Source organism: Streptomyces oceani (assembly GCF_001751245.1).
GTDB lineage: Bacteria > Actinomycetota > Actinomycetes > Streptomycetales > Streptomycetaceae > Streptomyces > Streptomyces oceani.
In genome coordinates this window covers 32,509-58,648 of the sequence record NZ_LJGU01000114.1, presented here as the reverse complement: position 1 = coordinate 58,648, position 26,140 = coordinate 32,509, and the positions used below count along the sequence as shown (strand labels likewise).

General features: G+C 70.8%; 25 protein-coding genes. 11 read left to right on the top strand and 14 right to left on the bottom strand.

The window, feature by feature from the left end:
* Positions 1-1,797, top strand: a 1,797-nt coding sequence (locus AN216_RS07565) for a TOMM precursor leader peptide-binding protein (protein WP_079166369.1), incomplete at its 5' end; no start/stop codon positions are given.
* A 106-nt stretch (positions 1,798-1,903) separates the two neighbouring features.
* Here the strand turns inward: AN216_RS07565 and AN216_RS07560 are convergent.
* Positions 1,904-2,080, bottom strand: a complete 177-nt coding sequence (locus AN216_RS07560; RefSeq protein WP_070195830.1) for a thiazolylpeptide-type bacteriocin — start codon at positions 2,078-2,080, stop codon at positions 1,904-1,906.
* Between the two features lie 332 nt (positions 2,081-2,412).
* On the opposite strand from AN216_RS07560, the gene AN216_RS07555 reads away from it, so the two are divergent.
* The gene (locus AN216_RS07555; protein WP_070196095.1) at positions 2,413-3,675 is read left to right on the top strand and encodes an amidohydrolase; all 1,263 of its coding nucleotides are present in this window, start codon (positions 2,413-2,415) and stop codon (positions 3,673-3,675) included.
* The gene (locus tag AN216_RS07550) at positions 3,672-3,935 is read left to right on the top strand and encodes a hypothetical protein (RefSeq protein WP_070195829.1); all 264 of its coding nucleotides are present in this window, start codon (positions 3,672-3,674) and stop codon (positions 3,933-3,935) included. Before AN216_RS07555 ends, AN216_RS07550 begins: the two co-directional genes overlap by 4 nt.
* A gap of 71 nt (positions 3,936-4,006) precedes the next feature.
* Here the strand turns inward: AN216_RS07550 and AN216_RS07545 are convergent, their stop codons facing one another.
* Both AN216_RS07545 and AN216_RS07540 read right to left on the bottom strand, forming a co-directional pair.
* Positions 4,007-5,002 (bottom strand): helix-turn-helix domain-containing protein, encoded by a 996-nt coding sequence (locus AN216_RS07545; protein WP_107401918.1) that lies wholly within the window; start codon positions 5,000-5,002, stop codon positions 4,007-4,009.
* 299 nt (positions 5,003-5,301) lie between these two features.
* A complete protein-coding gene (locus AN216_RS07540) occupies positions 5,302-5,556 on the bottom strand; it encodes a hypothetical protein (RefSeq protein ID WP_070195828.1) in 255 nt (84 codons plus the stop codon).
* Positions 5,557-5,580: 24 nt separating this feature from the next.
* On the opposite strand from AN216_RS07540, the gene AN216_RS07535 reads away from it, so the two are divergent.
* From AN216_RS07535 to AN216_RS07525, 3 genes are read left to right on the top strand one after another with little or no spacing between them, the layout of a single operon-like run.
* Entirely contained in the window at positions 5,581-7,536 is a 1,956-nt protein-coding gene (locus AN216_RS07535; RefSeq protein ID WP_139140875.1) for a hypothetical protein, read from the top strand.
* Positions 7,533-8,102 carry a hypothetical protein gene (locus AN216_RS07530; protein ID WP_139140874.1) on the top strand — a complete coding sequence of 190 codons (570 nt, stop codon included), beginning with the start codon at positions 7,533-7,535 and terminating at the stop codon, positions 8,100-8,102. The genes AN216_RS07535 and AN216_RS07530 overlap by 4 nt, the downstream gene beginning before the upstream one ends.
* Positions 8,099-10,597 (top strand): Hsp70 family protein, encoded by a 2,499-nt coding sequence (locus tag AN216_RS07525; RefSeq protein ID WP_079166367.1) that lies wholly within the window; start codon positions 8,099-8,101, stop codon positions 10,595-10,597. Before AN216_RS07530 ends, AN216_RS07525 begins: the two co-directional genes overlap by 4 nt.
* Before the next feature lie 360 nt (positions 10,598-10,957).
* Here the strand turns inward: AN216_RS07525 and AN216_RS07520 are convergent, their stop codons facing one another.
* From AN216_RS07520 to AN216_RS07505, 4 genes are read right to left on the bottom strand one after another with little or no spacing between them, the layout of a single operon-like run.
* Positions 10,958-12,358 (bottom strand): NAD(P)/FAD-dependent oxidoreductase, encoded by a 1,401-nt coding sequence (locus AN216_RS07520; protein ID WP_070196092.1) that lies wholly within the window; start codon positions 12,356-12,358, stop codon positions 10,958-10,960.
* A 56-nt stretch (positions 12,359-12,414) separates the two neighbouring features.
* On the bottom strand, positions 12,415-13,779 hold the full coding sequence (locus tag AN216_RS07515) for an MAB_1171c family putative transporter (RefSeq protein WP_070195825.1): 1,365 nt from the start codon (positions 13,777-13,779) through the stop codon (positions 12,415-12,417).
* The gene (locus AN216_RS07510; RefSeq protein WP_070195824.1) at positions 13,776-14,417 is read right to left on the bottom strand and encodes a hypothetical protein; all 642 of its coding nucleotides are present in this window, start codon (positions 14,415-14,417) and stop codon (positions 13,776-13,778) included. The genes AN216_RS07515 and AN216_RS07510 overlap by 4 nt, the downstream gene beginning before the upstream one ends.
* 14 nt (positions 14,418-14,431) lie before the next feature.
* A complete protein-coding gene (locus AN216_RS07505) occupies positions 14,432-14,968 on the bottom strand; it encodes a helix-turn-helix domain-containing protein (protein WP_070195823.1) in 537 nt (178 codons plus the stop codon).
* 229 nt (positions 14,969-15,197) lie between these two features.
* On the opposite strand from AN216_RS07505, the gene AN216_RS07500 reads away from it, so the two are divergent.
* A complete protein-coding gene (locus AN216_RS07500) occupies positions 15,198-16,136 on the top strand; it encodes a GGDEF domain-containing protein (protein WP_070195822.1) in 939 nt (312 codons plus the stop codon).
* A gap of 25 nt (positions 16,137-16,161) precedes the next feature.
* Here AN216_RS07500 and AN216_RS07495 read toward each other — a convergent pair whose 3' ends face one another.
* Positions 16,162-17,910: a DUF4091 domain-containing protein gene (locus tag AN216_RS07495; protein ID WP_070195821.1), complete on the bottom strand. Its 1,749-nt coding sequence runs from the start codon at positions 17,908-17,910 to the stop codon at positions 16,162-16,164.
* 275 nt (positions 17,911-18,185) lie between these two features.
* Between AN216_RS07495 and AN216_RS30625 the strand changes: the two genes are divergently transcribed.
* Both AN216_RS30625 and AN216_RS07490 read left to right on the top strand, forming a co-directional pair.
* Positions 18,186-18,314, top strand: a complete 129-nt coding sequence (locus AN216_RS30625) for a hypothetical protein (protein ID WP_275522175.1) — start codon at positions 18,186-18,188, stop codon at positions 18,312-18,314.
* Positions 18,315-18,621: 307 nt separating this feature from the next.
* Complete coding sequence (locus AN216_RS07490; protein ID WP_070196091.1) at positions 18,622-20,364, top strand: pyruvate dehydrogenase; 1,743 nt, start codon at positions 18,622-18,624, stop codon at positions 20,362-20,364.
* Positions 20,365-20,409: 45 nt separating this feature from the next.
* Here AN216_RS07490 and AN216_RS07485 read toward each other — a convergent pair whose 3' ends face one another.
* The 6 genes from AN216_RS07485 to AN216_RS07460 form a co-directional block, all read right to left on the bottom strand.
* On the bottom strand, positions 20,410-20,598 hold the full coding sequence (locus AN216_RS07485; protein ID WP_070195820.1) for a DUF397 domain-containing protein: 189 nt from the start codon (positions 20,596-20,598) through the stop codon (positions 20,410-20,412).
* On the bottom strand, positions 20,595-21,416 hold the full coding sequence (locus AN216_RS07480) for a helix-turn-helix domain-containing protein (protein WP_070195819.1): 822 nt from the start codon (positions 21,414-21,416) through the stop codon (positions 20,595-20,597). The genes AN216_RS07485 and AN216_RS07480 overlap by 4 nt, the downstream gene beginning before the upstream one ends.
* 129 nt (positions 21,417-21,545) lie before the next feature.
* Positions 21,546-22,289, bottom strand: coding sequence for a class I SAM-dependent DNA methyltransferase (locus AN216_RS07475; protein ID WP_070195818.1), 744 nt, complete (start codon positions 22,287-22,289; stop codon positions 21,546-21,548).
* 120 nt (positions 22,290-22,409) lie between these two features.
* Positions 22,410-22,682, bottom strand: coding sequence for an acyltransferase (locus AN216_RS07470; RefSeq protein WP_212732684.1), 273 nt, complete (start codon positions 22,680-22,682; stop codon positions 22,410-22,412).
* A gap of 846 nt (positions 22,683-23,528) precedes the next feature.
* On the bottom strand, positions 23,529-24,551 hold the full coding sequence (locus tag AN216_RS07465) for a zinc-dependent alcohol dehydrogenase family protein (protein ID WP_070195817.1): 1,023 nt from the start codon (positions 24,549-24,551) through the stop codon (positions 23,529-23,531).
* A 102-nt stretch (positions 24,552-24,653) separates the two neighbouring features.
* The gene (locus tag AN216_RS07460) at positions 24,654-25,541 is read right to left on the bottom strand and encodes an Fpg/Nei family DNA glycosylase (protein WP_070195816.1); all 888 of its coding nucleotides are present in this window, start codon (positions 25,539-25,541) and stop codon (positions 24,654-24,656) included.
* A 141-nt stretch (positions 25,542-25,682) separates the two neighbouring features.
* Here AN216_RS07460 and AN216_RS28615 point away from each other — a divergent pair, with 141 nt between their 5' ends.
* Complete coding sequence (locus AN216_RS28615; RefSeq protein ID WP_139140873.1) at positions 25,683-25,910, top strand: hypothetical protein; 228 nt, start codon at positions 25,683-25,685, stop codon at positions 25,908-25,910.
* Complete coding sequence (locus AN216_RS07455; RefSeq protein WP_070195815.1) at positions 25,907-26,116, top strand: hypothetical protein; 210 nt, start codon at positions 25,907-25,909, stop codon at positions 26,114-26,116. Before AN216_RS28615 ends, AN216_RS07455 begins: the two co-directional genes overlap by 4 nt.
* The last annotated feature ends 24 nt before the right edge of the window (positions 26,117-26,140 follow it).

The following is a 26,140-nucleotide window of genomic DNA, read 5'->3' as shown; positions in this document are numbered from 1 at the left end:
GCCACCGTGCACCTCAGCTCCCGCGCGGTGCTGCTCGGCCCCTGGCAGCTCGCGCGGGGCCCCGGCGGGCAGCCGTCGCGCGCCCCGAGCGCCTGCGGGCGGTGCCTCGCCATGCGTTGGCAGCGGCTGCGCAGCAGATCCGAACGCGAGGCCCTGGAGCTGGGTTACGAACCGGCGGGCGGTGCCCGCTGGCCCGTCCTCACCGACTGGGCCGTGGACGCGGTCTGGGCCGCCTACCGCGCTATCCACCGGGACGGCGCCGTGCGGACCGTGCCCGGAGCCGGGGAGGCCGAAGGCCCCCGGGTCACCCGTGTCGACCTCGGCACACTCGCTCTGGCCAGCTTCCCGCTGCTGCCCGAACCCCTCTGCCCGCACTGCGCCCCATCCCAACCGGCCGGTACGGCAGCGGGCGGACTGCCCCTGGAGCCGGTGCCCAAGGCCCGTCCCGACCACTACCGACAGCGTCCGCCGCACTCCTTCCCCCTGCCGACCAGCGCCCTGGCCAACCCGGTGTGTGGCACGCTCGGCACGGACGTGTGGATCAACCCGACCTCCACCACCACCGCCCCGGTCGCCGGCACCCACCTGGTGCGCGGCTTCGCCGGGCTCACCGACGTCACCTGGTCCGGACAGGCCAACAGCTACGCCACCAGCCGCCGACTCGCCTTCCTGGAGGGCCTGGAACGGTACGCGGGCACCCATCGGCGGCAGCCGACCGCCCCCGTCACCGCGTCGTACGAGGAACTCCGGGCGCGCGGCGAACGCGTCCTCCACCCCGCGGACTGCGGCGCGTACCCGGCGGCCACCTACGCGACGGACCCACTGGTCAGTCCGTTCGACCCGACCCGGGAGATCCCCTGGCTGTGGGGCCACTCCCTGCGCGAGGGCGACGCCGTGCTGGTGCCGGCCAGGCTGGTGCACTACAGCGCCGGCACGCCCGCGGACAACTTCGTCTTCGAGTGCTCCAACGGCTGCGCCACCGGCGGCAGCCCGGCCGAGGCGGCGTTCTTCGGACTGCTCGAACTCATCGAACGGGACGCCTTCCTGCTCGCCTGGTACGGCCGGGCCCGGCTGACCGAGATCGACCTGAGCAGCTGCCACGACAGCACCGTCGCCACCCTGCTCGACCGGGCCCGGCTGCTGGGCTACGACGTGCACGCCTACGACACCCGGATCGACCTGCCGTTCCCCGTCGTCACCGGACTCGCGGTCCGCCGCGACGGTGGACCGGGCACGCTCGCCTTCAGCGCGGCGGCGGGATTCGTACCGGAGGACACCGTCGAGGCCGCGCTCTCCGAGGTCCTCACCTACATCCCGCACCTGCCCTACCAGGTCAGCGACCGACTGACGGAACTACGGGCGATGGCCGCCGACTTCGACAGGGTGCTGCACCTCAAGGACCACGCCCAGCTGTACGGGCTGCCGGAGATGGCCGCGCACGCCCGGGAGTTCCTGGAGCCCACCGGGCACCTGCGGCTGGACGAGGCGTTCGCCGACTGGCAGGCCGTACGCCCCCGAAGCGCCGACCTGCTGACGGACCTGGCGCTGCTGAGGGACGAACTGGCCGCCGCCGGGCTTGAGGCGATCGTCGTCGACCAGACCACGCCGGAGCAGTGCCGGATGGGGCTGCACACCGTACGGACCCTGGTGCCCGGGCTGATCCCGATGGACTTCGGCTGGTCCCGGCAGCGGGCGCTGGAGATGCCTCGGATGCGCACGGCACAGCGGAGGGCGGGGCGGCGAACCACGGACCTGAGTACCGCCGAACTCAAACGGGTGCCGCACCCGTTCCCGTAGACCGGTCCGTACGGGCCTGAGGGTCCGGCAACCAGCGCCCGGCACACCACCAGCCGTTGCCCGCCGGAGGACCGGTGGGCAACGGCTGGCTGGTCGCGGCGCTCGCTCAGGCGCTGCAGGAGGTGGTGCTGGTGGTGCTGGAGCAGGTGGAGGTGCTGGAGCAGGAGGTGGAACCAGCGAGAACAACCTCAGCGGCGTCGGAGTAGTCCGAGATCTCGAAGGTCTCCGACTCCAGCTCCAGGATCTCGTCGGCGAGGCTAGCGAGCTGGGTCTTGTCGTTCATGAGAACTCCCTTGGTCCAGGTACGGGTACGTCAGGCATGCCGACGCCCCTGCCGGTTGGGTCCCGCCCATTCCAACCGAGCGCGCTCGCAAACAGCCTCGGGTTCCGCTGGCATGCCACTGACACCGGATGTCAGTGGGTCGCTTCGGCGGTGGTGACGCCGATGAGGCAGGCTGCCGGGCGAGACACCAGCACTCCCGGTGCCTCGTACGCGCGGTCGGACGAGCCGCCGAGTCAGAAGTGAGCGGAGGTCCCCCAGTGACGCCAGCCGGTGGCCCCCTCGACAGCGCCGACGTGACCGAGCCCGCGCCGAGCCCGCCCGAGGCGGACGGCCTGCGGCCAGGTGTCTCGTATGGCCCGCCCCCCGAGATTCTCCGGTCCGCCCTCGAGCTGTACCTGGACGTGCACAGCCATCCCGAACTCTCCGGCACGGAGACCCGTACGGCCACCGCGCTCGCGGACCGGCTGCGGCGGCAAGGCTGTTGGGTGACCAGCGGGGTCGGGGGCACCGGAGTCGTCGGCGTGCTCCGCAACGGCCCGGGCCCCACGGTGCTGCTGCGTACGGAACTCGACGCGCTCCCGCTCACCGAGGACACCGGGCTGCGCTACGCCAGTACCCGCCCCGGTGTCATGCACGCCTGCGGGCACGATCTGCACCTGGCCGCGGTGGCGGGAGCGACGGCGGTGCTGGCGGGCGCCCGGGAGCGGTGGCGTGGCACGCTGCTCGTGGTGGGTCAGCCGGCGGAGGAGACCCTCGACGGCGCCCGGGCGATGCTCCGGGACGGGCTCTACGAACGCTTCGGCGTGCCGGACGTGGTCCTCGCCCAGCACACCGCCCCGCTGCCGGCCGGTACGGTCGCGCACGGCCAGGGGCCGCTGATGGCGGGCAGCGTCTCCCTCGAGGTGGTCGTGCACGGCAGCGGCGGCCACCCGGGCACGCCCCAACTCACCGTCGATCCGGTGGTCCTCGCGGCGGCGATCGTGCTCCGGCTCCAGACGGTGGTCTCCCGAGAGGCCGACCCGGCGGACCAGGTGGTGCTCACCGTGGGCACGCTGCACGCCGGGGACCGCGTCAACGTGGTTCCGGACAGCGCGCGGTTGGGCATCAGCCTGCGCGCCCACGGCGAGCGGGCGCTGACCCGCGCCCTGGCGGGTGTCCAGCGGGTCGTACGTGCCGAGTGTCAGGCCGCTGGATGCCCGCGGGACCCGGACATCCAGGTCACCGCGCGCTCGCCGGTGTTGGCCTGCGACGGCGCGCCGACAGCGTCCGTACGCGGGGAGCACCAGCGGGAGTTCGGCCCGAAGCGGGTGCTCACGGACCATCCCTGTCTGTCCGCGACCGAGGACTTCCCCTGGTACGGCCCGGACGGTGCCGAACTGCACGGCGGAACGGAGGTGTCGACGGTGTACTGGCTGCTCGGCACGACCGGCGCCCGGCAGTGGCGGGCCGCCCTGGAACGGGCCGAGGGCGGGAGACCGGAGATCCCGGCGCAACACTCCCCGCGGTTCGCCCCGGACGTACGTACCGCGTTGCCGACCGGCATCTCCGCGATGGCGGGCGCGGCGGCGCGGCTGCTCTCGGTGGCGGACGGATGAAGGGCGACGCGGATCCGGGCTACGTGGAGGCGGTCACGGTGTGTGATGCCTCCACGGCGCCGCACGCGGAGACCACCGCTATCCGGCTGGTCGGTCTGCTGCCGGCGGACTGGACGTGCGTGCCGGAGATCGCCCCCGGCCGGATACGACTACGGGTGCTGCTGGACGAGGAGACGGGCAGCAGCGGTCGGGTCCGGCGCCGGGTGGCGGCCGTACTGCGGGACCCGGCGTTGCGCGGCTGGCGGCAGCAGGGGGACTGAGCCGGCGCCGTACGCGTCCGGTGTGCGGCGGTCGGTGCGCGGGTGTGTGCCGGGGCCTTGCCGACGGGTCCTCAGAGCCACCCGAAGTCCCGGGCCAGCAGGGCGGCCTGGGCACGACTGGCCGCTCCCAGAGCGCGCATCAGGTCGGCCACATGGCGGCGGTAGGTGCGCACGGAGATGCCGAGCTGTCGGGCGCCGGCCTCGTCCTTGCCGACGGACACCAGCGACCGGAGCACGCGGCGCTCCATCTCGGAGAGCGTGGGGGCGTCCTCGCTCAACGGTTCGTCGGCGACACCGGGCAGCTCCGCGGAGTCCGCCCAGATCTTCTCGAACAGCGCGACGCTGTGCGAGACCAGACCCTCCTCGTGCGCCAGCAACGCGCCGCGGGTGCCGTCCTCGGGGTCCAGCCGGATCAGCGCGGCGCGGCGGTCGTAGACGAGCAGGTGCTCGGAGACGTCTGCGGTCCTGATCTCCGCGCCCGTGGCGGCGATCTCCCGTAGGTAGCGAGAGACCGGGCTGTGGCGCAGCGCCTCGGCCGGCACCACGTGGCGCAAACGCACCCCGCGCCGGAGGCACCGCTGATGCAGGGGTCTGAGGTGGTTGATGCTCTCGGCGTCGAGCTCCGCGCGCGGCTCGACACACAGGATCTCCTCCCGGGCGAAGAAGGCGAGATCGTCCATGCGGCTGCGGATCTGCGCCGGGTCGGGAAGCTGTTCCACGCCCCGCTGCCCCGAGTCGTGCACCCGCGCTTCCGCACGCAGCGCGTCCAACACCTGGTGTGCCTGGGTGACCCGGAGGAGTTCCTCCTGGAGTTCGCGCATCCGGCGGTCGATCAGCCGGGGCATGGCGATCTCCGGGTCGGTGGGGGAGATGCCGCGCTCCTCGCCGCCCCGGCCCACCAGGCCGAGTTGGCACAGCCGCTCCAGTATGGTCTCGGCCGCTTCGGGGTCCGTACGCAGCCGGTGCTGGAGGCCCTCCGTGGAGGAGTTGGGGTAACGCAGGAAGTACCGGTACATCTCCTCTTCCTCGGCGGAGACGCCGAAGGCGGCCATCGCGTTGGCATCCACGCTGCACTCCCCCTGCTGGATCAGAGCCAGTCGCGGTGCCGGTGGGCTCGCACGCGTGGCCGGGTCGTACTGCCTGTGATCGTGGGCAATGGGCCGAGGGTAAGCGCATGGGCGGGAGTTGGGGGAGCCCTGTTGCCAAAATGTGGAAGATTTGTGAGGGTGCGGAGCGGCGAGCCGTGATCATGTCGCGAGGGCGACGCCGCTCGGGCCGCTCGGGATGCTCACTTCTCGCTGGTGTCCCCTCAGCAGGAGCGGGGTTGGGAACCGTGTGGCGGTGACCGAGCCATCCCCGCATCGGATCAGAGGAAACCCGCGATCCCGCTCTCGGCTTCCCGCGCTGCACGGCGCCAGCCCTCGATCGCCGCGAGGACGTCGCCGTCCAGTGCTTCACGTAGTTCGGGCGTGCTGCTCTCCCACTGTCGTACGCGGAGCCGTTCGACCACCGCAGCCGTGCCGCCGGCGGGATCGAGGTTGTTCAGGCCCCGGGCCGGGGCTGCTGAACAACCCTTCCGTGAGCTGCAGTCGTAGCAGCACTCCGCATCCGCACCGCTCACTCGTACCGACCGAGAGGACGACGCATGCCTCCGGAACCAGATCCGCGTGGCGGACCCTCAGCCCGGCGTCAGGTGGCGACGTTCGCGTGGCCGGGGCACGAGGTGGGGGTGGGCGCCATGCTCTACCGCGACAACGCCTTCCGGCTGACGGGTCTGCCGTCGACCGCCACGCCCCGCCAGATCCGTCGCCGCGCCGAGGCGTTACGTGCGGCCGAGACCCTCGACGTGGACGGGCCGTCGGAGCCGAGCCCGCTGCCGCCGGCCCAGTCGCCCGGCCACGCACACGTGCGAGAGGCGCTACGCCGGCTCGACGACCCGCTGCGCCGGCTGAGCGACGAGTTCTTCTGGTTCTGGCCGCTGCCCGGCGAGGACCGGCTCCCCGACCCGGGGCGGGCCCAGGAACTGTGGCGCCAGCTCGCGGAGCACGGCGCGGCGGATGACCACCGACGCCCTGCCGCCCTGCACAACCTGGCCGTGCTGGCGCACGCGTCCGTACTGGAAGGCACGACCCCGTGCGGAATCCCCTCGTGGGACAAGCGGTGGCGCAGGGCGTACCGGCTGTGGCGCGAGCTGTTGGACGACGACCGCTGCTGGCGGCATCTCGACGACCGGATTCGCGCGCTGGAGGATCCCCGCCTGCGGGAGTGGTCGGGTGAGCGCTTGCGGCGGGAGCTGCCCGCACTGTTGCTGGACGTGCACGCGCACCTCGCCGTGGAGGTGGCCAGCGTCGATGCCGCGGCGACACGCAAGCACCTCACGCGGATGCGCGAGTTCGACGCGAGTCAGGTGATGGACGCGGCACTGGAACGGGCCGTCGAGCCGGTGGCCGCCCGGGTCCGGGCCCGGTACGAGCGGGAGGACCTGAGCTCCACGGACCCGGCCGAGCACGACCGGGCCGGAGCGGCGCTGCTCGACGAGACCCGGGCGGACCTGCGTGTGCTGCGCACCGTGCTGGACGGGAGCCACCCCGTCGTCCAGGACGCGTCCGACGCGGTCGCCACGGCCGTACACGCACACGCCGTGCAGTGCGTGAACAGGACGGTGCAGGACGAACCGGCGGTGTCCGCGCCGAGGCTCGAACGATGCGTTCGCCATCTGCACAACGCCAGGGAACTGGCGACCTCCAGGCACGTGTGCTCTCCCGTGGAACGCGACCTCGGCCGCGTAATCCTGAATATGATCAACCTGGCCTGTCAGGAGGCGGTGGACAAGAGCAGACGCACCCCCCACGAGGGAGCGAACTACGCCACTGAGCTGCTGGCGGCTGCTGGCCCCCGGATGAAGACGCTCAGGGGACTGCCGCGGGCCGCGGTCGAGGACCTCGACGACCTCGACGAGGTCGCGGACACCCTCGCCCTCACCGCTGCGTTGGCCCTGTTCGAACACCGGAAGGTATCCGGCGGTACCCAGCGCACGCTCGCCGGATTCCGGAAGGCTCTGGAGTTCGCCCGGACCCACCGGACCCGCACCATGCTCTACGGCCAGATCGCCGCACTCGCCAGCGGCACGGGCACTCCCTCGTACCGCCAGCTCACCCTCCCCCGAAGTGACGGCCACGGGTACGACGACTACGAGTACGACCACGGCCACGACTCTCGTTACGGTTCCCGCTCTCGTCCGCCGACGCCGTCGAACGGCGTGGGCCGTTCTGCGTACGCGAAACGGTGCCGGGGCTGCTACCGGAAGACCTACGAGACCTACGTCCGGCCCTCGCGGTCAGCGGCGATGGGAACCCCCGTGCCGTGCTGTGCCGACTGCCGGCCCCGGACGATGGCGATGGCGAGCCAGGGGCGGCCGGAGGCTTCCACCGAGACCGGATGCTGGCTGTCCTGCGCGAGCGCGCTGATGGTGCTGCTGGGCCTGATCACGCTCGTCCTCGCCTGGTGGGGCGACGGACATGAGGGCTGGTACTACGCCGGTGGTGCGGTGCTGGCTGTCGGCTACGTCCTGTCCGAGTACACAGAGAGGAACGTACCTTGACCCGCATACCCCCCGAGCCGGCCTATCCGCCTCAGCCGAAGCATCCCCCAGGAACGGCCGGGCCGGACGGCGGCGGACGCCCACGCGCCCCGGTGGACGTCGAGGCTGGAAGGCTGGCCGAAGTCGCGGTCGCGGCCTGGCGGGCGGCCGTGCGAGCGGAGTCGGGGACGGAGGCGTCGGCGACCGTCCGCCGGCACCTTCGCACGCTGCTCGACGTCCTCGCCGAAGCGGCCGTGGAACTCCGCGCGTACGACGGAACGGTCTTCGATCCGGGCATGCGTGTCCGGGTGCTGGCCTACCAGCCCATGCCGCACCTGGAGCACGAACTGATCACCGAGACCGTACGTCCGGCCGTGTACCTGCGCGGAGCGCTACTGGCGCCCGCGGAGATCATCGTCGGTACGCCGCCGCACGAGCCGGAGGGCCCGGGCCAGTCGGACGAGGAACCGTCGGAAGCTGCCGCGGAGTCGGCCAATGAGGGGGCGGAGCGGACGGAGCCGACAGAGCGGACCGACCAGCCGATGGAGGAACCGGCGACGAAGCCGGTGAGGGGAGCGCAGCGGTGACGAGAACGAGAACCACCATTGATATCGGCATCGACCTCGGGACGACCAACAGTGCCGTGGCCGTACTGAACGGCGTCCAGACGGAAGTGATCAAGAACAACGACGGGCGGGAGACCACGCCGTCGGCGGTCTGGATCGATCGTCGGCAGCGGTTGTGGGTCGGCCAGACGGCCCGCGACCGGGCCGAAGTGGAGCCGGAGAACACTTGCTTGGAGTTCAAGCTGCGCATGGGGACCGCCGGGCAGGACAAGAAGTTCACGGGTGGTCGGACGATGTCTCCCGAGGAGCTGTCCGCGGAGGTGCTCAAGTCCTTGCGTGCGGACGCCGCCGCGCGACTGGGAGAGGTCACCGCGGCGGTCATCACGGTGCCCGCCGCGTTCGACCTCAGCGCGTGTGAGTCCACCCAGCGGGCCGCCGCGCTCGCCGGGCTCGAACTCACCCGACTCCTCCAGGAACCGGCCGCCGCCGCGCACGCGTACGGCTTCCAGGCGATCGAGGAGAACGCGACCTGGCTCGTCTACGACTTCGGCGGCGGCACCTTCGACGCCGCCGTCATCCGGCTGCGGGACGGCGAGTTCTCGGTGATCGGACACCGTGGCGACAACCTGCTCGGCGGCAAGCTGCTCGACTGGCGCATCGTGGACGAGCTGCTCGTCCCCGTCGCCGCCCGGCAACACCGCGAACTCGCCGGTCTGGAGCGGGGCGACCCGCGGTGGAACGGGGCGATCGCCAAGCTCAAGCAGGCCGCCGAGACGGCTAAGGTCCGTCTCTCCCGCAGCGAGTCCGCCGAGCTGTGCGTCGAGTTGCCCGATGACCGCGGTCGCCGCTTCGACTTCGATCACGAGCTGACCCGCGCGGAGGTCGAGCGGTTGGCGGAGCCACTGGTGAGCCGTTCCCTCAACCTGTGTCGCAAGGCGCTGGAGGAACTCGGCCTGGGCCCCGGCGACCTGGAGAAGGCCATCATGGCGGGCGGGCAGACCAGCATGCCCTACCTGCGGGAGCGGATCGCCGACCCGCGGCACGGGCTCGGTATCCCGCTGGACTTCACCCACGATCCGATGACGGTCGTATCCCGCGGCGCGGCGATCTTCGCTGGCGGACAGCCACTGCCGCGCGACTGGGGAGTTTCCGAAGCGCCGGCCCAGGGGACGTACACGGTCCGCTGCGAGTACCCGCGGGTCAGCCCGGACCTCGACCCGGTCGTCGTGGGTCAGGTGACGTCCCCGGACGGCGCGCCGGCCGCGGGGATGACGGTGGAACTGTCGAACGAGGAGTCGGACCCGCCCTGGCGCAGCGGCCGGCTGCGGTTGACCGACCAGGGAGGGTTCACGAGCACGCTACGAGCCGAACGTGGACGCCAGAACACCTTCCATATCGCACTCGCCGACGGGGAGGGGACGGTCCGTGCCGCTCGCCCGGACCGGCTCGCCTACACCGTGGGCGCGGTGGAGACCGAGCCCATGCTCACCCAGAGTGTGGGCGTCGGACTCGCCGACAACCACACGCGTCCGCTGGTGGAGCGCGGAGCTCGGCTCCCGGCGAGGCGCACCGTTTCGCTACGCACGACGGTCACCGTGCAGCAGGGAACGGGAGGCGGGTTGATCCGCATTCCCGTCCTGCGTGGTGAGCAGGCCCGCTCCGACCGCAACCCCACGATCGGTCGCATCGAGGTGGGCGCCGCCGAGGTCGCCCGCACGGTCCCCGCGGGCAGCGAGGTGCGGCTCACCATCGAGATCGACGCTTCCCAGCTCGTACAGGTCAGTGCCTATGTGCCGCTGCTGGACGAGACGTACGAGACGGAGGTGAGCCTGCTCGCCGAACCGGAGCTAGACCGCGACCGGCTGGTCGCGGCGGCGGAGGCCGAACGTCTCCGCCTGGCCGCGCTGCGGGAACGGCAGTCCACGGTGGAGAGCGCGGTGGCCGGTCTCCTGCTCCAGCGCATCGCGGACGAGGCCGTCGAGGAGGACCTGGAGCGGTTGCTGGCCGCGGGCCGCACCGACGCGGGCGCGGCAGCCGAGGCTGACCAACGGATACGGGAGCTGCGGCTTCAGCTGGATGCCGTGGAGGAAGAGCTGGCCTGGCCGGAACTCGTGGCCGAGGCGGAATCGGTCGTGATAGCGGCACAGGACCTGGTCGCCGCACACGGCAGCGCCTCGGACCGGGAGGACCTACCGCTCCTGGAACGGGAGATCGCGGAGGCGATCGAAGCTCGCGAGGCGGCGTCGCTGCGGACGCGCTGCGAGCGGCTCCGTACGTACACCACCCGGGTGCTCGACCGGGCCGGAGCCCTGCAACCACTGTTCTTCGCACAGTTGTCCCAGGAGCAGTCCACCATGCGCCACCCGGCCCAGGCCGCCCGCCTGATCCGGGAGGGCGAACGAGCAAGGGACGCGGGGGAACAGGAGCGCCTACGGGCGATCAACTACCAGCTCCAGGACCTGCTTCCCGGGCCGCCACCGCCGCTCGACCTCAGCAGCACGGTTGAGTCGACCTGACCGGGACGTGGGGACCGGTCGTTGACGGCCCCGGTACGCGGGTGCGTCACGGCGTCGGGGCCCGTGTCAGTCAGCGGCGTTCGCCTCGCACCCGAAACCGCCGCCGGGCAGTCGGCGTTCGGCACCCGGGAGCCGCCGGGCGTCCCGCGCTGGAACCGTCTGGCCGTCAGCATGCGCGCGGGCGCCCGCCGGGGCGACGGCCTCCCGCCCTGTGGCCTGGGCCCCACCAGGGCCCACAGTGCCAGGGCGGCCAGCAGCCTCAGTCGTCGCGGACCGGCGGTACTTCCGCACGTCGTTTCCGCCCCGAGGCTCGTTCACATCCGGCGCCGTCGGCCCGGTCGCTCGCTGGCCAGGCACCACTCAACCGCCCGCGATCGCGCGGAGTTCCGTCTCGTTGAACGGCGGCCGGTCCGAGACTTGGCCGTACGGTCCCAGCAGCGTCGCGAACACGGCCTTCGGGCCGGCCAGGGCCGTCATCGGACCGGAGAGCGTGAAGGCCCGGAAGAGCGCCTCGGCGGCTGCGGGGCGCGAACCGGACGCCGCCATCAGCCGGTTGACGTAGTGCCCCATCAGCCGCCCGGAGAACCCGGGTTGGTCGCCACGCGCCTCGGGGTAGAGCACGTCCTGCGTGGTCGCCGTCGCCCAGGCGCCGTCTACCGTACGGGCGATGGCGCGCTGGATCCCGTACGCCGTGCCGGCGGCGTGCCCCTGCCGGGCGAGGCCGTTGGCCAGGCCGTTCCGCAGAGCGGCGGCACCCCAGGCGGCCACGGACATGCCATGCCCGTACACCGGGTTGTACGTCGCCACCGCGTCGCCCGTCACGACGAAGCCCTCCGGCCAGCGGGGCAGTCGCTCGAAGAACCGACGCCGGTTGACGGTGCTGCGGGAGCCGCGCACCGGTCCCAACGGCTCGGCGCCGGCGATCAGGTCACCGACGACGGGATGCCGTACGGCCCGGGCGAACGGCACGAACCGCTCCGGGTCGGTCGTCGGTTCGCCACCACGCGTGCCGGAGAGGGTGACCAGCCATCGGCCGCCCTCCACCGGGAGCAGTGTCGCCGTCTGCCCGGGACATCCCGCGTGCGGGTCGGCCTGCACGTTCACCACCGGGAAGTCGGCCGGAATGCCGTCCGGGGCGCGGAAGACCCGGGTGGCGTAGGTCAGTCCGGAGTCGACGGTCTCCTCCGGCACGGGCGGCAGCCCCAGCGAGGCGAGCCAGGCGGTGGCCCGGGAGCCCCGACCGGTGGCGTCGACCACCAGGTCGGCGGGACAGTCCCGCACGTCACCGGTGGCCCGTTCGCGCAGCCGGGCCCCGGTGACCCGGGTGCCGTCGCCGAGCAGTTCCTCAGCTCGCACGCCCTGGCGCAGCGTCACGTTCCCGATCTCCAGCACCCGTTCGCGTACCACCCAGTCCAGCAGGTCACGGCTACAGGTGAGGAGGAACTGCATCTGCGGCCAGCGACGCATCCAGCCCCGGGCGGACAGCGAGACCAGGCCGTCGGGGATGCCGATACGCCGTGCTCCGGCGTCCAGCCAGCGTTGGGTGACGCCGGGCAGCAGCGACTCGATGACGCGTGCGCCGCCGGACCACAGCAGGTGGGTGTGCCGTGCCTGCGGGACCCCCTTCCGGGGATCCGGTCCGGTCGGCGGGTCGTCGCTCTCGACGAGGGTGACCCGGTCCGTCGACCGGGCCGCCGCCGCGGCGGCGAGCAGCCCCGCCAAGGAGCCGCCGAGTACGACCGTGTGCGTGCGTCCGTGCACCGTTCCTCCGTCTCCGCCCGCGCGGTGGACACCGCCGGGAATCGCTGCCTCACCGGTCACCGCGCTCCGCGCCGCTCCGGCTGGACCGGCTGGTTCGGACGGCCCCGCCGTTCCGCCGCCACGGCCGTGCCGCTGGCGACGGCCTCGGCCACCAGGGGGGAACGGGCGAAGTCCCTGGACACGCGGACCAGCCAGGCGAGTTCGCCGACGCCGTCCGAGCCGCCGGACGACCGTCCCGCCGCCAGCGTGTCCGGTGCCTCGCCCAGCGCTCCCGCCGGCGCGTCCGGTACGCCGCCACGGAGGCCGTACGACCCCGCGTCCGGCCCCTCGTGTGGCCCCGCGCCCGGTGCGGGGGACTCGGACTCCGTGAAGTCGATGTCCGCGGCCTTGGCGGCCACCGCGGACCGCAGCTGGCTGGCGTCCACCACCGCCCGCAGTCGCGTGCCACTGAGCCCGGCGCGCACGGCCAACTCCCGCGCCGCTTCTCCGACACGCGGGTCGATGTGCGCACGCAGGGCCAGCCGGCCGTCGTTGATCTCCGCGAGCCGCCGCGTGAGGCGTAGCTCCAGGTCCCACCAGGGCACCCGGATGGGCGGCACGATGGCGGGCACGGCACGGCGCATCGCGTCCCACAGCGGATACAGGTCGCGGTAGGCGCGGTAGCGGGTGACCCGGCCGCGTGCCTCGGTCAACCGGTCGCCCCAGGCCGGTAGCGCGTACCCGGCGGCGCTCAGCACCAGCCCCAGGGTCGCGAAGACGGGGGCGATCTGGGAACTGAGCACGTCCCAGTCGGTGCCCGCCAGCCGTGCCGCCACCGCGACCAGCTTGGCCGCGCTGAACAGCAGCGCGCCCAACGAGCCGGCCGCGATCAACCGCAGCCCGCGCCGTAGCCAGGGTCGTCCCACCACCCGGGCCCAGCGGACGCCCACCCGGATCAGGCGGGTCATGGCGACCGCCAGGGCGAGCAGGTACAGCAGGATGAAGGAGCGGAGGTACGGCGCGTCGGCGTAGTGGGTGTCGAAGTCCACGCGGCGTTCCTGGGACGGTTCGCCGAGCAGGAAAAGGACGTTGAGCGCCACGATCAGCAGCGCGTAGGCGAACACCCAGCGGCGTACGATCCGGCGGGCGTGGGCGGGTGACTCCCGCCAGTAGGTGATCAGCGCGAGCGAGGAGGCGCTGAGGGCCAGCAGGAGGGAATAGACCAGCGGCGCGGCCAGGTTCGGCACGCCGGAGATCCGGTTGACGTGCGTGATGGTGGCGGGCGCGGCGCAGAACACCGCCGTCGCCGCCAGGAACAGTGTGACGCAGACCGTCTGGCGCATCGGGTTGCGCGGATCGTCCCGCAGGTCGTGCAGCTTGATCAGCAGCGTCACCCAACCCAGCGCGGAACACGTCCAGTACAGCGCGGTCTGCGCCGTCACGGCGCCCGCCGGTCCGGCCGTCGGCCCAGGGTGGTCTCCAGGCGCCGTACCACCTCCGAGGCCGAGCCGGACTCCGGGGCGCGCCAGGTCTCCGCCGGCAGCCACCGGCTGACCCTGGCCATCAGGAGCGAGGCGAAGAAGTCGGCTTCCTGTTCCTCCTCGGCGTCGCAGTGTGTACGACCCGCGAGGATACGGGTCACCGCCGCGCGACCGGCTCCCTCGGTGCTGCGCTTCGGGTCCGTCCGGTCCGCTGGGCCCGTACGAGCCGCTGGGTCGACCTCCGTGTGGCCCACGGCGTCGACGGAGGGGCCCAGCCGCCGCTGGATGTCGGCGGCGGTCGGCCCGGTGGCCTGGTGGTCCGCTTCCATGTGCCAGAACTCGTGGCAGGTGATGAGGAGTTGGTGCCACGGGCTGGTGTGCGCCTCGCAGAGTATGTAGTGCGCGTCGTCGGTGGCCATCCAGAGCCCGCTGACGGTGTTCGGCGGGAAGGCGACGAGACGGTGGTGCACGGGCTTGCCCTGGCGCTGTTCCATCCGCGCGCACAGAGCGGCGAGCACCTGCTCCGGTTCGGCGGGGAGCGGCAGGTCGAGATCACGTACGAGCGCCGCGCAGCTTCGACGCATCGACTTCAGATCCATCGGGCACACCACCCTCAGACGTCGGGGGGAGCGGAATCGGCCTGCGGAGGACCGCCGTGCCGGCGGCCGCGGGCCGGCTGCTCCGAGCCTCCCGCGCGGTCCGTACGGCCAGCCCCACCGCCGCGGGCGTGCTGGTCATCATGGCCGTCCAGGACGTCCTCGACGATGCGGGTCACGGCCGCGAGCCCCTCGGGGGAGAGCTCCAGGGCGCGTAACGCGAGTCTTCGGACACCGAGATTGTGGGCGACACTGGCCAACTCGATCTCCGCGCCCGCCGCCGCGGCCGACTGCTCGTCGAGGAAGTAGGCGACGGGCACGCCGAAGAAGCGGGCCAGCGCGGCCAGCAACTCGGTGGACGGGTTGCGCTTGGTGCCCTTGCGCAGTGCCGAGAGGTACGCGCCACCGACCCGGACGCCGGGGCTGTCCTGTTTGACGGCGGTCGCGACCTCCTCGTTGGTGTAGCGACGACCTCGGGGTCCGTGCGGGCGAACGTCCTCGAAGAGCCGGTCCAAAGACGCGGCCAGCGCTGGCCGCTCCTCAGCGTCGGGCACTACCGCTCACCTCCACGCACGGTCTTCCCCGTAATCTGACACCAATACTCCCTTTTCAACCCCTGGTTGACACCGAGGGTCGCTACGAGTCTAGACTCACACTGTGCGACGGCTCAACTACGGGTTGAGTCGCGCGCGGGACAACCTCCGTGCCGTGCCCGGCAGTCGGCGTGCTCAGCAGGAGGGATGCCGTGGATTCGGGCTTCCACGAGGTCGGGAGAGGCGATCGATGACCACAGCGCCAGGAGCGGCCGAGCAGACGCATTGCGCACTGTGCAGGAAGCCGCTCACCGACCGCCTCACCGGCGTGCTGGACCGGCAGGAATGGGACAGCCGAGCCGCCGCGGAGGCCACCCGAGCCCGCAGCCGGGGACAGCAACTCTCCCTGATACTCGTCGACCTGGACCGTTTCAAGGGCGTCAACGACACCTACGGCCACCTCGCCGGGGACGCGGTGCTGCGGGCCGCCGCCGCCGTGCTGCGCGGCATAGAGGGAGGCGTCACGGGTCGCTACGGCGGTCACGCGGGTGACGAGTTCCTGATCCTGTTGCCCGGAGCGAGTGCGGCACAGGCACTGACGACCGCCCAGCGGGCCCAGGAGCGCATCCGGCAGCTGGAGGTCACCGCCCGCTCCAGCCGCAGCGACACGGTACGACTGACCGGTCAGGCCGCTTCCATGGGCGTCGCCACCTGCCGGGTCGCCGGCGGGGTCCGCGCGACCCTGGCCGACCTGGTGCTGGACGCCGACGTCGCGCTGCGTACGGCCAAGCGAGCCGGCGGCGACCGGGCGGTGGCCGCCACCGACGCGATCGGGGCGACCGAGGCGACAGGGACGACCGAGACGGAGGACGCCGCCGCCCGACCCGGACGGCGCCCCCCGTCCCACGGTGCCGGCGCTCCGGCGCTCGCCCCGGGCGTACTGTCCGAGGTGCCCCGGCAGGGCGGCGTACGCGAGGACCCGCCACCGCACCCGGAGCACCAGCCGGCTGGCCAGACCGGCGAACTCCGCATCCCGCTGGCCGCCTTCGAACCGGACGCCCACCCCGCCGCCAACGACCTGGTGCTGTCCGCCCCGGCCGCCGAGCGGCTGCACTCGCTGCTGGGGGAACTCCTCGGGCGCCCGGCCACCGGGCAGGCCCACCCGTCGGCCCCCGCGTCCACGTCCTAGGCCCCAGGACGGGGCCGTATCGGTGTCACTGGCGAGGAAGGCGCTGGAGTTCCTCCACCACCGCCGCGCGTGCTTCCAACAAAGCCTTGTGGGTGGTCGCGTCAGGGGTCGCCGCCGGGTCGACGCTGTTGAGCGCCTCGCGCCGTACGGGGTTGTCGGCGCCGTCGCGTGCGGCGAGCTGCTCCAGCAGCGTGAAGTCCTCCTGGCCGTCGCGGAAGAGCTCCCAACCGATCTTGGAGACCGGGCCCTGGCCGCCTTTCCCCGGGTAGACGAGATACTCGTCGCCCTGACGGAACTCGGGATTGAAGATCGGGTCGTGGTAGGGCTCCTCGGGCCACGAGTTGTACGCCCAGCGCAGATAGCCGTCGAGGCCGCTCTTCGCGCTCTGCCAGGGCAGCACCCGGGAGCCGAGGGGGGCGGCATGGGTCACTGTGTTGGGATAGGCCGGTTCGGACCAGGTGTAGAAGCTGGTCAGCTTCCCTTCCGCGCGGCGTCGGTCGATGAGCTCCTGCGACCAGTCGTCGAAATCGGAGTAGTTGAGTGCCAGGTCATACGTGAAGGGGTCGGCCTCGGCGGTACCGGAGCCGGCGAATCCGTTGCGCGCGAGCGCGGGCGCGGCCTTCTCCGTGAGGTCCAGGGCCTGCCGCATCAGGTCGGCGGGACGCTCGTCGAAGCCCAGGTGGACGGAGTCGAGCCAGCCTCGGTCGCGCACGTGTTTCTCGAAGGCCGCAAGGAACGCTGACCAGGCGTCGGCCCAGACCGCGCTTCCCACGCCGACCTGCTTGTCGATCGTTTCGCCCGTACGGCTGTCGGTGTAGATCAGGAAGTCACGACGGAAGCCCAGGAGACCGTAGGCGTGGATGTACGGGCCGATGCCGGCCGCGAGTTGCCGTTCGACGAGCCGGTCCCAGTTGTCGAAACCGAACACCCAGTCATGGCCGTCGTAGGTCCAGTCGACCGGTGAGCGGTAGGGCAGGCGAGTCTGCGAGCGCCACTCGCCGTCCGGCCACTCGACGCGCCACGGGTCCTCGGTGATGGTGGTGTTGACGACACGTTGACCACGCTGAGCGAGGTCACGCAGGTAGGGTCGCATGGCGTCGACGTGATCGTCCGACCATGGTTCGAGCCCATGGTGGTCGGCGATGGTGTCCGGTTGGAGCCACACGTTGAGGTGGAAGCCTCGTTCGGGCGGGGCGGGGAGGGTCACGTCCGCGACCCGCAGGTCGAGGTCGTACCTCACCGGGTCGGCGTCGTCGGCCTCCAGCACGACCTGGCCCCGGTACGATCCCGCGTCGGCGTCGTCCGGAATGGTGAAGGTGAACCACACCGGCTGTGCGTCGCCGGCGCCCACGTCCACACTGGCAGCCTCGATCAACGGGTCGGCGATCAGCCCACCTTGCCCGTCAGGTACGTACGAGGGGTAGCGCACCTGGACATCGCTCGCGGGAATCGCCGCCGTGCCGGCGTCGTTCGCGGTCAGCGGGGTCACTCGCACACGCAGGCCCTTGATGCCGGCCGGGCCGGCCACCGCCAGCTGTCCGGAGGCATGTCCCCCGCGGACGCCCGAAACGGAGAGGGCCTGGCTGGCCTTCACCGGCAGGCTGTCGGGGGCGGCTCGTGGGACGCGCACGAAGGACGAGGACGCGAAGTCGCCGGTGGGCACCCACACCTTCAGCGCGTCCGGGCGCGGTTGTGCGTTCGCCGAGGTGGCGGATGTGGTGGCGGTCCAGACAGACAGGGCGGGGACTGCGGTGAGCAGCGTGCGACGGCGCAACGGGGCCTCCGTTGGTGACAGCGGTTGGCGGTTAACGGTGCGATATAGTCAACAGAAGTGAACAGGATAAAACATTCCCCAACAAGAGGATCAACGGTGTGGATCGGCGGAAACCGTTCGCGCGGTGAACCGCTCGGCGGTCCCATCCGTTGACGCCGCCCGCCCGGGCCCTACATTCTCGCCTCGAAAGATCAGTCATCTGATGTCTCATGCTCCATCACAATCCGTCGGGTGGGAATGGGTTGAACGGGAACAGACCTGTGAGAAGCACTCTCATGGCGACATGCCTGGTCGCGCTCCGCGCCTTCCCATTCGCTCCCGACGCCCCGGCCCGCGATGCCCGGTCGAAGTGGCTGCTGTTCAGCAACACCGAGGACACCGGCCTGCGCGCAACCTCACGGTGAAGATGTCCTGTGGTCAGCGGCACGGCTCCCGGCGACCACGAGGTGACCGCCACGGACACCGGTGACCGGGTGGATCTGCCGTAGCGAGGTGCGGAAGGGCCCGTACGGAGGCAGGACTCGCGGTGGACGCGCTCGGCACTCGCTGTGCCGGCGGTTCCCGAGCCGGTTTCCCGGTCAGCGGACGTGGGCACCCAGCGTCGTACGGTCCCGTTCGGCGCGCGCCCCGTCGCGCCCGCCGCTACGCTCGGACCTGAAGCCGTCGCAGCAGGAGCCGCACCGCACCAGCCGCAGCGCCGAGGGGATGGTCATGGCCGCCGGGAAAGTCGCCGATCAGCTCGTCGAGGTCCTCATCCAGTCGGGGGTAAAACGCGTCTACGGCGTCGTCGGCGACAGCCTCAACCCCTTCGTCGACGCCATTCGCCGCAGCGGCGGCGCGCTGACCTGGGTACACGTGCGAAACGAGGAAGCGGGAGCCTTCGCCGCCGCGGCCGAGGCCCAGCTCACCGGCCGGCTCGCGGTCTGCGCCGGCTCCTGCGGCCCCGGCAACACCCACCTGGTGCAGGGCCTCTACGACGCGAACCGCAGCGGAGCGCCCGTACTGGCCATCGTCTCGCACATCCCCACCAGCCAGATCGGCACTGGCTTCTTCCAGGAGACGCACCCGGAGAAGCTGTTCAGCGAGGCGGCTGACTGGTGCGAACTCCTCTCGCAGCCCGAGCAGATGCCCCGCCTCGCCCGGATCGCCGCACAGCACGCGCTCGGCGGCTCCACCGTCGCCGCACTCGTACTCCCCGGCGACATCGACGGGAAGGCCACCACGAACCCGACCGGCCGCACCGTCCCCACGCCGGCCTGCGGCGTCGTCCAACCGGCCGCGCACAGCGTGCGGGAACTGGCCCGGCTGCTCAACGAGGCCCGCACCGTGACCCTCTTCTGCGGCGCCGGCACCCGCGAGGCGCACAGCCAGGTGATGCGGCTCGCGGACACCCTCAACGCGCCGGTCGGCCACAGTCTGCGCGGCAAGGAATGGATCCAGCACAACAACCCGTACGACGTCGGCATGATCGGACTCCTCGGTTACGGCGCCTGCCATGACGCCGTGCACGACGCCGAGTTGATGGTGATGCTGGGCACCGACTTCCCGTACGACACCTTCCTGCCGCAGGCGAGGACCGTGCAGGTGGACAGCGACGCGCGCAAGCTGGGCCGCCGCACCCCGCTGGAGTTGGCCGTGCACGGTGATGTCGCCGCCACCCTGGACGCCGTGCAGCCGCACCTGGAGCACAAGAGTGACCGGCGCTTCCTGGACGGCATGCTGCGCAAGCACGAACGCGCGCTGGCCACCGCCGTCGACGCCTACACCCGGGACGTCGAGCACCACCTCCCGATCCATCCCGAGTACCCAGCGAGCATCCTGGACGGACTCGCCGACGACGACGCCGTCTTCACCGTCGACACCGGCATGAACAACGTCTGGGCCGCCCGCTACATCACGCCCAACGGCCGCCGCCGCGTCATCGGTTCGTTTAGCCACGGCAGCATGGCGAACGCGCTTCCGCACGCCATCGGCGCCGCCCTCGCCGACCGCTCCCGGCAGGTCATCTCGCTGTCCGGGGACGGCGGGCTCGCCATGCTGATGGGCGAGCTGCTGACCGTACGACAGCACGACCTGCCGGTGAAGACGATCCTCTTCAACAACACCTCACTAGCGATGGTGCGGCTCGAGATGATGGTGGACGGCCTGCCCGCGTACGAGACCGACCACGCCCCGGTGAACTACGGCGAGATCGCGCGTGGTTGCGGCATCCCGGCCTGGCGCGTCGAGCAGCCCGGCGACGTGCACGGCGCGCTCGCCGACGCGCTGGAGCGGCCGGGGCCCGCGCTGGTGGAGCTGATCACCGACCCGAACGCGCTGTCGCTGCCGCCCAACATCACCTTCGAGCAGGTCAAGGGCTTCGCCCTGGCCGCGGGGCGCACCGTGCTGGACGGCGGCGTCGGCACCATGCTCGACATGGCCCGCGCCAACCTGCGGAACATCCCACGGCCGTGAGGCGGTTGACCGGCTCGGCTGGTCGTCGGGTCCGCTCGCGTACGCTCAGTCGCGCCCGGAGGCGTACGAGACGAACGCCGCCCAGGCGGTGGGGGAGAGGTCGAGTCGTGGGCTGTGCGGCTCCTTCGAGTCGCGTACGGAGACTGTGGCGGGAGCGATGGCGACCTCCACGCAGTTGTCGCCGGACGTGCCGCTGTAGCTGCTCTTGAACCAGCTGGGGTCGGTACCGCTCATAGTTCTCCTCGGAGCTTCCGAAGCATGCTCAACGTGTCCTCGCGGCTGAGCGCTTGTGAACGCAGCTTCCCATAGCGCTGCTGGAGCGCGCTTACGTTCGGCGAGGTCGTGATGAGATTACTGCACTGCTGCCCTTCGGTGTATCCAACCCATTCGTACTCCTGGGTCTCGGCCAGATACAGCGGGCCGTCGAGTCCCGCGTGTTCAGGGGAACGCAGTGGCATGATCTGGATCTCGACATTGCTTTGAAGAGCGCGCTCGATCAGGTAATCCAGGAGAATCCGGCTGACCTGAGCACTCCCTGTGTGGCGCTCAAGGACGGCTTGTTCGATGATGAAGCCGAAAGCTGTGTTGGGGTTTTCGGCGAAGAGCCGCTGTCGCTCCACGCGTGCAGAGACCTGCTTCTCCTGTTGTTCGTCGGTTAGGGGCGGGAGTCGTCGATCGAAGATGGCCCGGATGTACGCCTCCGGCTGCAACAGCCCCGGCACGACCCGGCATTCGTACGCGTACAGGGTGACCGCGTCCTGTTCCAGGCACGCCCACTGGCGGAACCAGGAGGCTAGGCCCGGCCGTCGGGTGAGGTGCTTGCCGGCGGCCTTCAACACCCGGTCGGCGTCCAGCGCTTCCTCCGCCCGCTCGATGAACTCCCGGGTGGGGTAGCGCCTGGCCTGCTCGATGGAGGCCAAGTAGGCGGTGGAATAGCGCAGTTCGCCTGCCAACGCTTCCTGGGTGAACCTGGCCCGCTCGCGCAGCGCCTTGAGCACGGAACCGAAGGTCCGCAGTGCTTCGGAGGGTTCCGGTTCGATGGTGTGCGTCATGCTGCCGGTGACCTCCGGTGCGCCCGTACGTAAAAGCCAACCACTCCATGGTCACGTTACGTGCTGATGGAAGTCCACAGCGTGCACTCGTACAACATCGGCCGTACGAGCCAGAGTCAGCGGGACACGTCAGCCGGCGGGCTTCTCCCAGACCGAGACATGCTGGCCGCTCTCGTGTGTGAAGGGCTCCCGGGTCCAGCCGTCCCAGCGCTCGCGCAGCCGCAGGCCCGCCAGTTGGGCCATCAGGTCCAGCTCCGCCGGCCAGACGTACCGGAACGGGATGGAGCGGTACCGCCCTCGGCCCTCCACGACCTCCACGTAGTTCGAACTCAACGCCTGCGTCGCGCAGTCGTACGCGTCGAAGGCCCAGTGCGTCGCGCTGGTGCGCATCGGCACGGCGCGCTGTCCGGGCGGCAGCTTCCGCAGTTCGGGCACGCCCACCTCGACCACGAAACAGCCGCCGGGCGTCAGGTGTGCGGCGGCGTTGCGGAAGCAGGCGACCTGCTGCTCCTGCGTGGTGAGGTTGTTGATCGTGTTGAAGACCAGATACGCGACGGCGAACTCCCCGTCCACCCGCGTCGTCGTCATGTCGCCGATGGTCACGCCGATCGCGTCCCCGCCGGGCTTGGCACGCAGCCGGGAGACCATCGCCCGGGACGTGTCGATGCCGTGCACCGGCACTCCGCGCGCCGCCAGCGGCAGAGCCAAGCGCCCGGTGCCCACGGCGAGTTCGAGCGCGCGTCCCTCCCTGGCCAGTCCGGCCAGCAGGTCGACCGAGGGGTCCACGTCGGCCGGGTCGAAGCGTGCCGCTTCCTCCGTGTCGTACGTCGCCGCCGTGCTCTCGCCGAAGTATCCGTCCCGGTGGTCGTCCATGCGGGGACCGTACGGCGCGACGCGGGCCGAGCACCAACGGATTTCCGTGCGGTGGGCCGGACAAATTGAGGTGGCGGCACGCGATGGGTTCTCATCGAGGCGGGTTTTGAGCAGTGCGGTTCAGTTGGTCAATGATCGCATTGAGCGTGCAGGTGGCCCCACGGCACTGGTGTTTTCTGGTACGTCCTTCGTGGCTACGGAGGCGGCTGCCACGACGGCGTTGTCGCCGATTGTCAGACCCGGCAGAACGGTGGCGTTGGATCCGATCCACGCATTGCGGCCGACTACGATGGAGGTGGGGCGCATGTCCGCTCGGCGGCTCCGGGTGAGGTCGTGATTGAGGGTGGCCATCACCGTGTTGTGCCCGATGAGGCTGTCGTCCCCGATCGTCACGCCGCCCTGGTCCTGGAAGGTGCAACCGGAGTTGATGAAGGTGCGCTTCCCGAGGGCGATGTTCTTCCCAAATCCTGGGAATCACCAACAACACACACAAGAAGCGTGAGACCGCTCTGGCGCCATGCTTCTCAAGTCGACATCGGCATAGTCATGTTGCCTCCACAGCTATCGCAACTCGGACGGTTCGGCACGCTGCTAGCTGCGAGTGCACAGTCCGCACAGAGCACGTGGCCGCATTCGGTGCAGACCAGGGCCAGGTCCTCAATCGCGCCGTGATGGCTGACCAACACCGATGCCTGGGAACGCTGGAGCTTGACTTCAAGTAACGTGCGACAACTGCGGCACGGAGTCAGGTTTCCCTCGGTCAGTCCATGATGTATCCATGGCTGACGTCCGGCCCGATCGGTCGGTATGTATCGTCTCTTCTTCCCGGACTCGCTCATTCAGACCTCCATTTTGACCATTAGCGTGAGTGTCGATCGACCGCGTGCCGGGCTGTCTGTGGATGGAGAAATAGGTAGAGGAGCCCGCTGAACTGCGATGGTGGGATTTCCGGCGCTTCCACTGAGTACGATCGGTCAGGCACCTCTGAAGTGCAGTCTCCCACGGGCCGCGAGGTGTTCGCCGCGTTCGACGCCCCTGACCTGATTGCGGACGGCATCGAGGGCCTGGACGTCTGCGCACGGCGGGTTGCCCGGCCTTTCCGGCGGGGTGCGTGCGCCGTCCACGCTGGGGGTCGTTCCTTCGCGCTTCACCTGAGTGTCAGGTGCGTCAACTCGTAGAGGAGAGCGTCGAGTTCCATGACGTCCTTTCCCGGGCCTTCATCGGTGATTCCCCTGGGGACTACGGCTGGAGCAGGACCTTGACGGCCATGCGCTTGTCCATCGCGTCATACGCCTCAGCGGCCTGAGCCAGCGGCATGGTCCTGTCGAAGACCTTCCCCGGGTCGATCTTCCGGTCCCAGATCAACTGGATCAGGTCGGGAAGGAACCGCCGTACTGGGGCCGGACCGCCGTGCAGGTGCACCAGCCCGAAGAACAGTTCGGCGCCGGGCAACTCGACATCGTGGGAGACACCGACGTACCCCACTCGCCCACCGGGACGAGTGGAACGGATCGCCTGCATCATCGACTCCTGTGAACCCACGGCCTCGATGACGCTGTACGCTCCGAGTCCATCGGTCAGTTCCTTGACGCGCTCGACGCCGTCGTCGCCGCGTTCTTCGACGATCTCCGTCGCGCCGAATTCCCGGGCCAACTCCTGCCGCGCGCCGTGGCGGCTCATCGCGATGATCGTCTCCGCCCCCAGCTGCCTGGCTGCCAGGATTGCCATGAGTCCCACGGCACCGTCCCCGACGACGGCCACTGGCCTGCCCGGGCCGGCCTCGGACGTGACCGCGGCGAACCAGCCGGTGCCCAGGACGTCGGAGGCGGCCAACAGGGACGGGACCATGTCCTCGTCGGGTCTTCCCGGGGTGGCCACCAGGGTGCCGTCGGCGTACGGGATGCGGGCGTACTCCGCCTGGGTGCCGATCCCCCCGTCCACGAAGATGCCGTTGACGCACCGGGACTGGTACCCGGCCGCGCAGATCGAGCAGGTGTTGTCCGAGACCACGAAGGACCCGACGACGTGGTCGCCTGGCCTGAGGGTCCTGACCTCGGCACCGATCTGCTCGACCACGCCAACGTATTCGTGTCCCATGAGCTGCTGATCCGGAGTGTCCGCGCCACGATACGGCCACAGGTCGGAGCCGCACACACAGGTCGCCACGATCTTGATCACCGCATCGGTGGGTTCCTGGATCCGTGGGTCCACCCGTTCTTCCACCCGGACGTCTCCGGGGCCGTGCATGATCACGCCACGCATTGTCGGGTCCTCTCCTTCGGTTCGGTTGAGCTGGTCTGGCCCCGAGTACGCGAACCGCGTGACTTCCCCAGGGGGAGAGCGTCTGGCTCGCCAGGAGTCGTCTCACCGCAGCAGGCGCGACATCCGCCGGTCCGCGAGCGGCTTGCCGCCCGTCTGGCAGGTGGGGCAGTACTGCAACGAGGAGTCGCTGAAGGACACTTCGCGCACGGTGTCGCCACACACCGGGCACGGCTCGCCGGTGCGGCCGTGCACCCGCATCCCGCCGCGCTTCCGCGCCTTCAGGCTGCCCGCCGCGAACCCGCGGGAGCGCTCGACGGCGTCGCGCAGCGTCGTACGCAGTGCCTCGTACAGCGTGGCGGTCTGTTCCTCGGACAGCGAGCCGGCCAGCAGGTAGGGAGACATGCGAGCGGCGTGCAGGATCTCGTCCGAATAGGCGTTGCCGATCCCGGCGATCACCCGCTGATCCCGCAACACGCCCTTGACGCGGTGTTGTTGACCTGTCAGCAAGCCACGGAAGACGGCGAGGGTGAATCCGTCCGCGAGCGGGTCGGGCCCGAGTCGGGCGACGCCCGGTACCTCGGTCACCTCGCGTACGAGATACACGGCGAGCCGCTTCTGGGTCCCGGCCTCGGTGAGGTCGAAGCCCGCCGTGCCCACCGCCGGGTCGGCATCCTTGGATGCCGTCAGCCACAGCCGCAGCGCCAGCGGCCCCTTGCCGGGCCGGGGCGGTGCCGTCGGGAGCTGGTCCTGCCAGCGCAGCCAGCCGGCACGGGCCAGATGCAGCACCAAGTGGAGATCCCCCACCTCCAGGTCGAGGAACTTGCCGTGCCGCGCGACCCCGGCGCACGTGCCGCCCTCCAGGGCGCTCAGCGGCGGGTCGTACGTCTTGAGGACGCTCACCGCCAGCGGCAGCACCCGACTGACGGACCGGCCGCGCAACCGGTCCGTCAGGAAGTCTCGGAGGGCCTCGACCTCCGGCAGCTCGGGCATGGCTCCAGTCTGCGGGGGCGGTCAGCCGGCCGCAAACGAGACGTTGACCGGACTGCCGGGAGACACGCCGGGCGAGAGCGCATCCCCGGTTGGCCTGATCGGTAGACGTTGCGCTCCCGATGACGAGGGAGCGCAACGGAGTTGAACGAGCAATCCCGTGATGTCCGCGCCATTCAGGCCTCGCCGTGGGGGCGGGTGGTTTCGGACCCAGGTGTCGTGCCCTGGCTGGTCTTCGACGAGGAGGGGAAGGCAGTGCTGCCGGTCCACGGATTCCTGATCGGCTTCGTCGCCCGGGACAACCGGACCGGCAGTGCGCACCGCTTCGTATGCGATCCGATACTCCGCGTGCTCAAGACCGCCACCTCGTGAAGGGGGCTGCCACGCACCCCTCGGTTACCGCGTTCGACGCGACCGCAGCGCTCTGTGCCGTGCTCAACGAGAACGCGGCGGAGGACCAGCGCATCGTCAGCGAGATGCCGCTCGGCGAGCGGGCTGCCTTCGCCGAGCAGCGGGGCACGCTCCGACCGATGCTCACCGACCACTTCGGCAACGACATCCCGGCAGGTCTCCAGTAATCGATTCCATAATCCGGAAAAGGG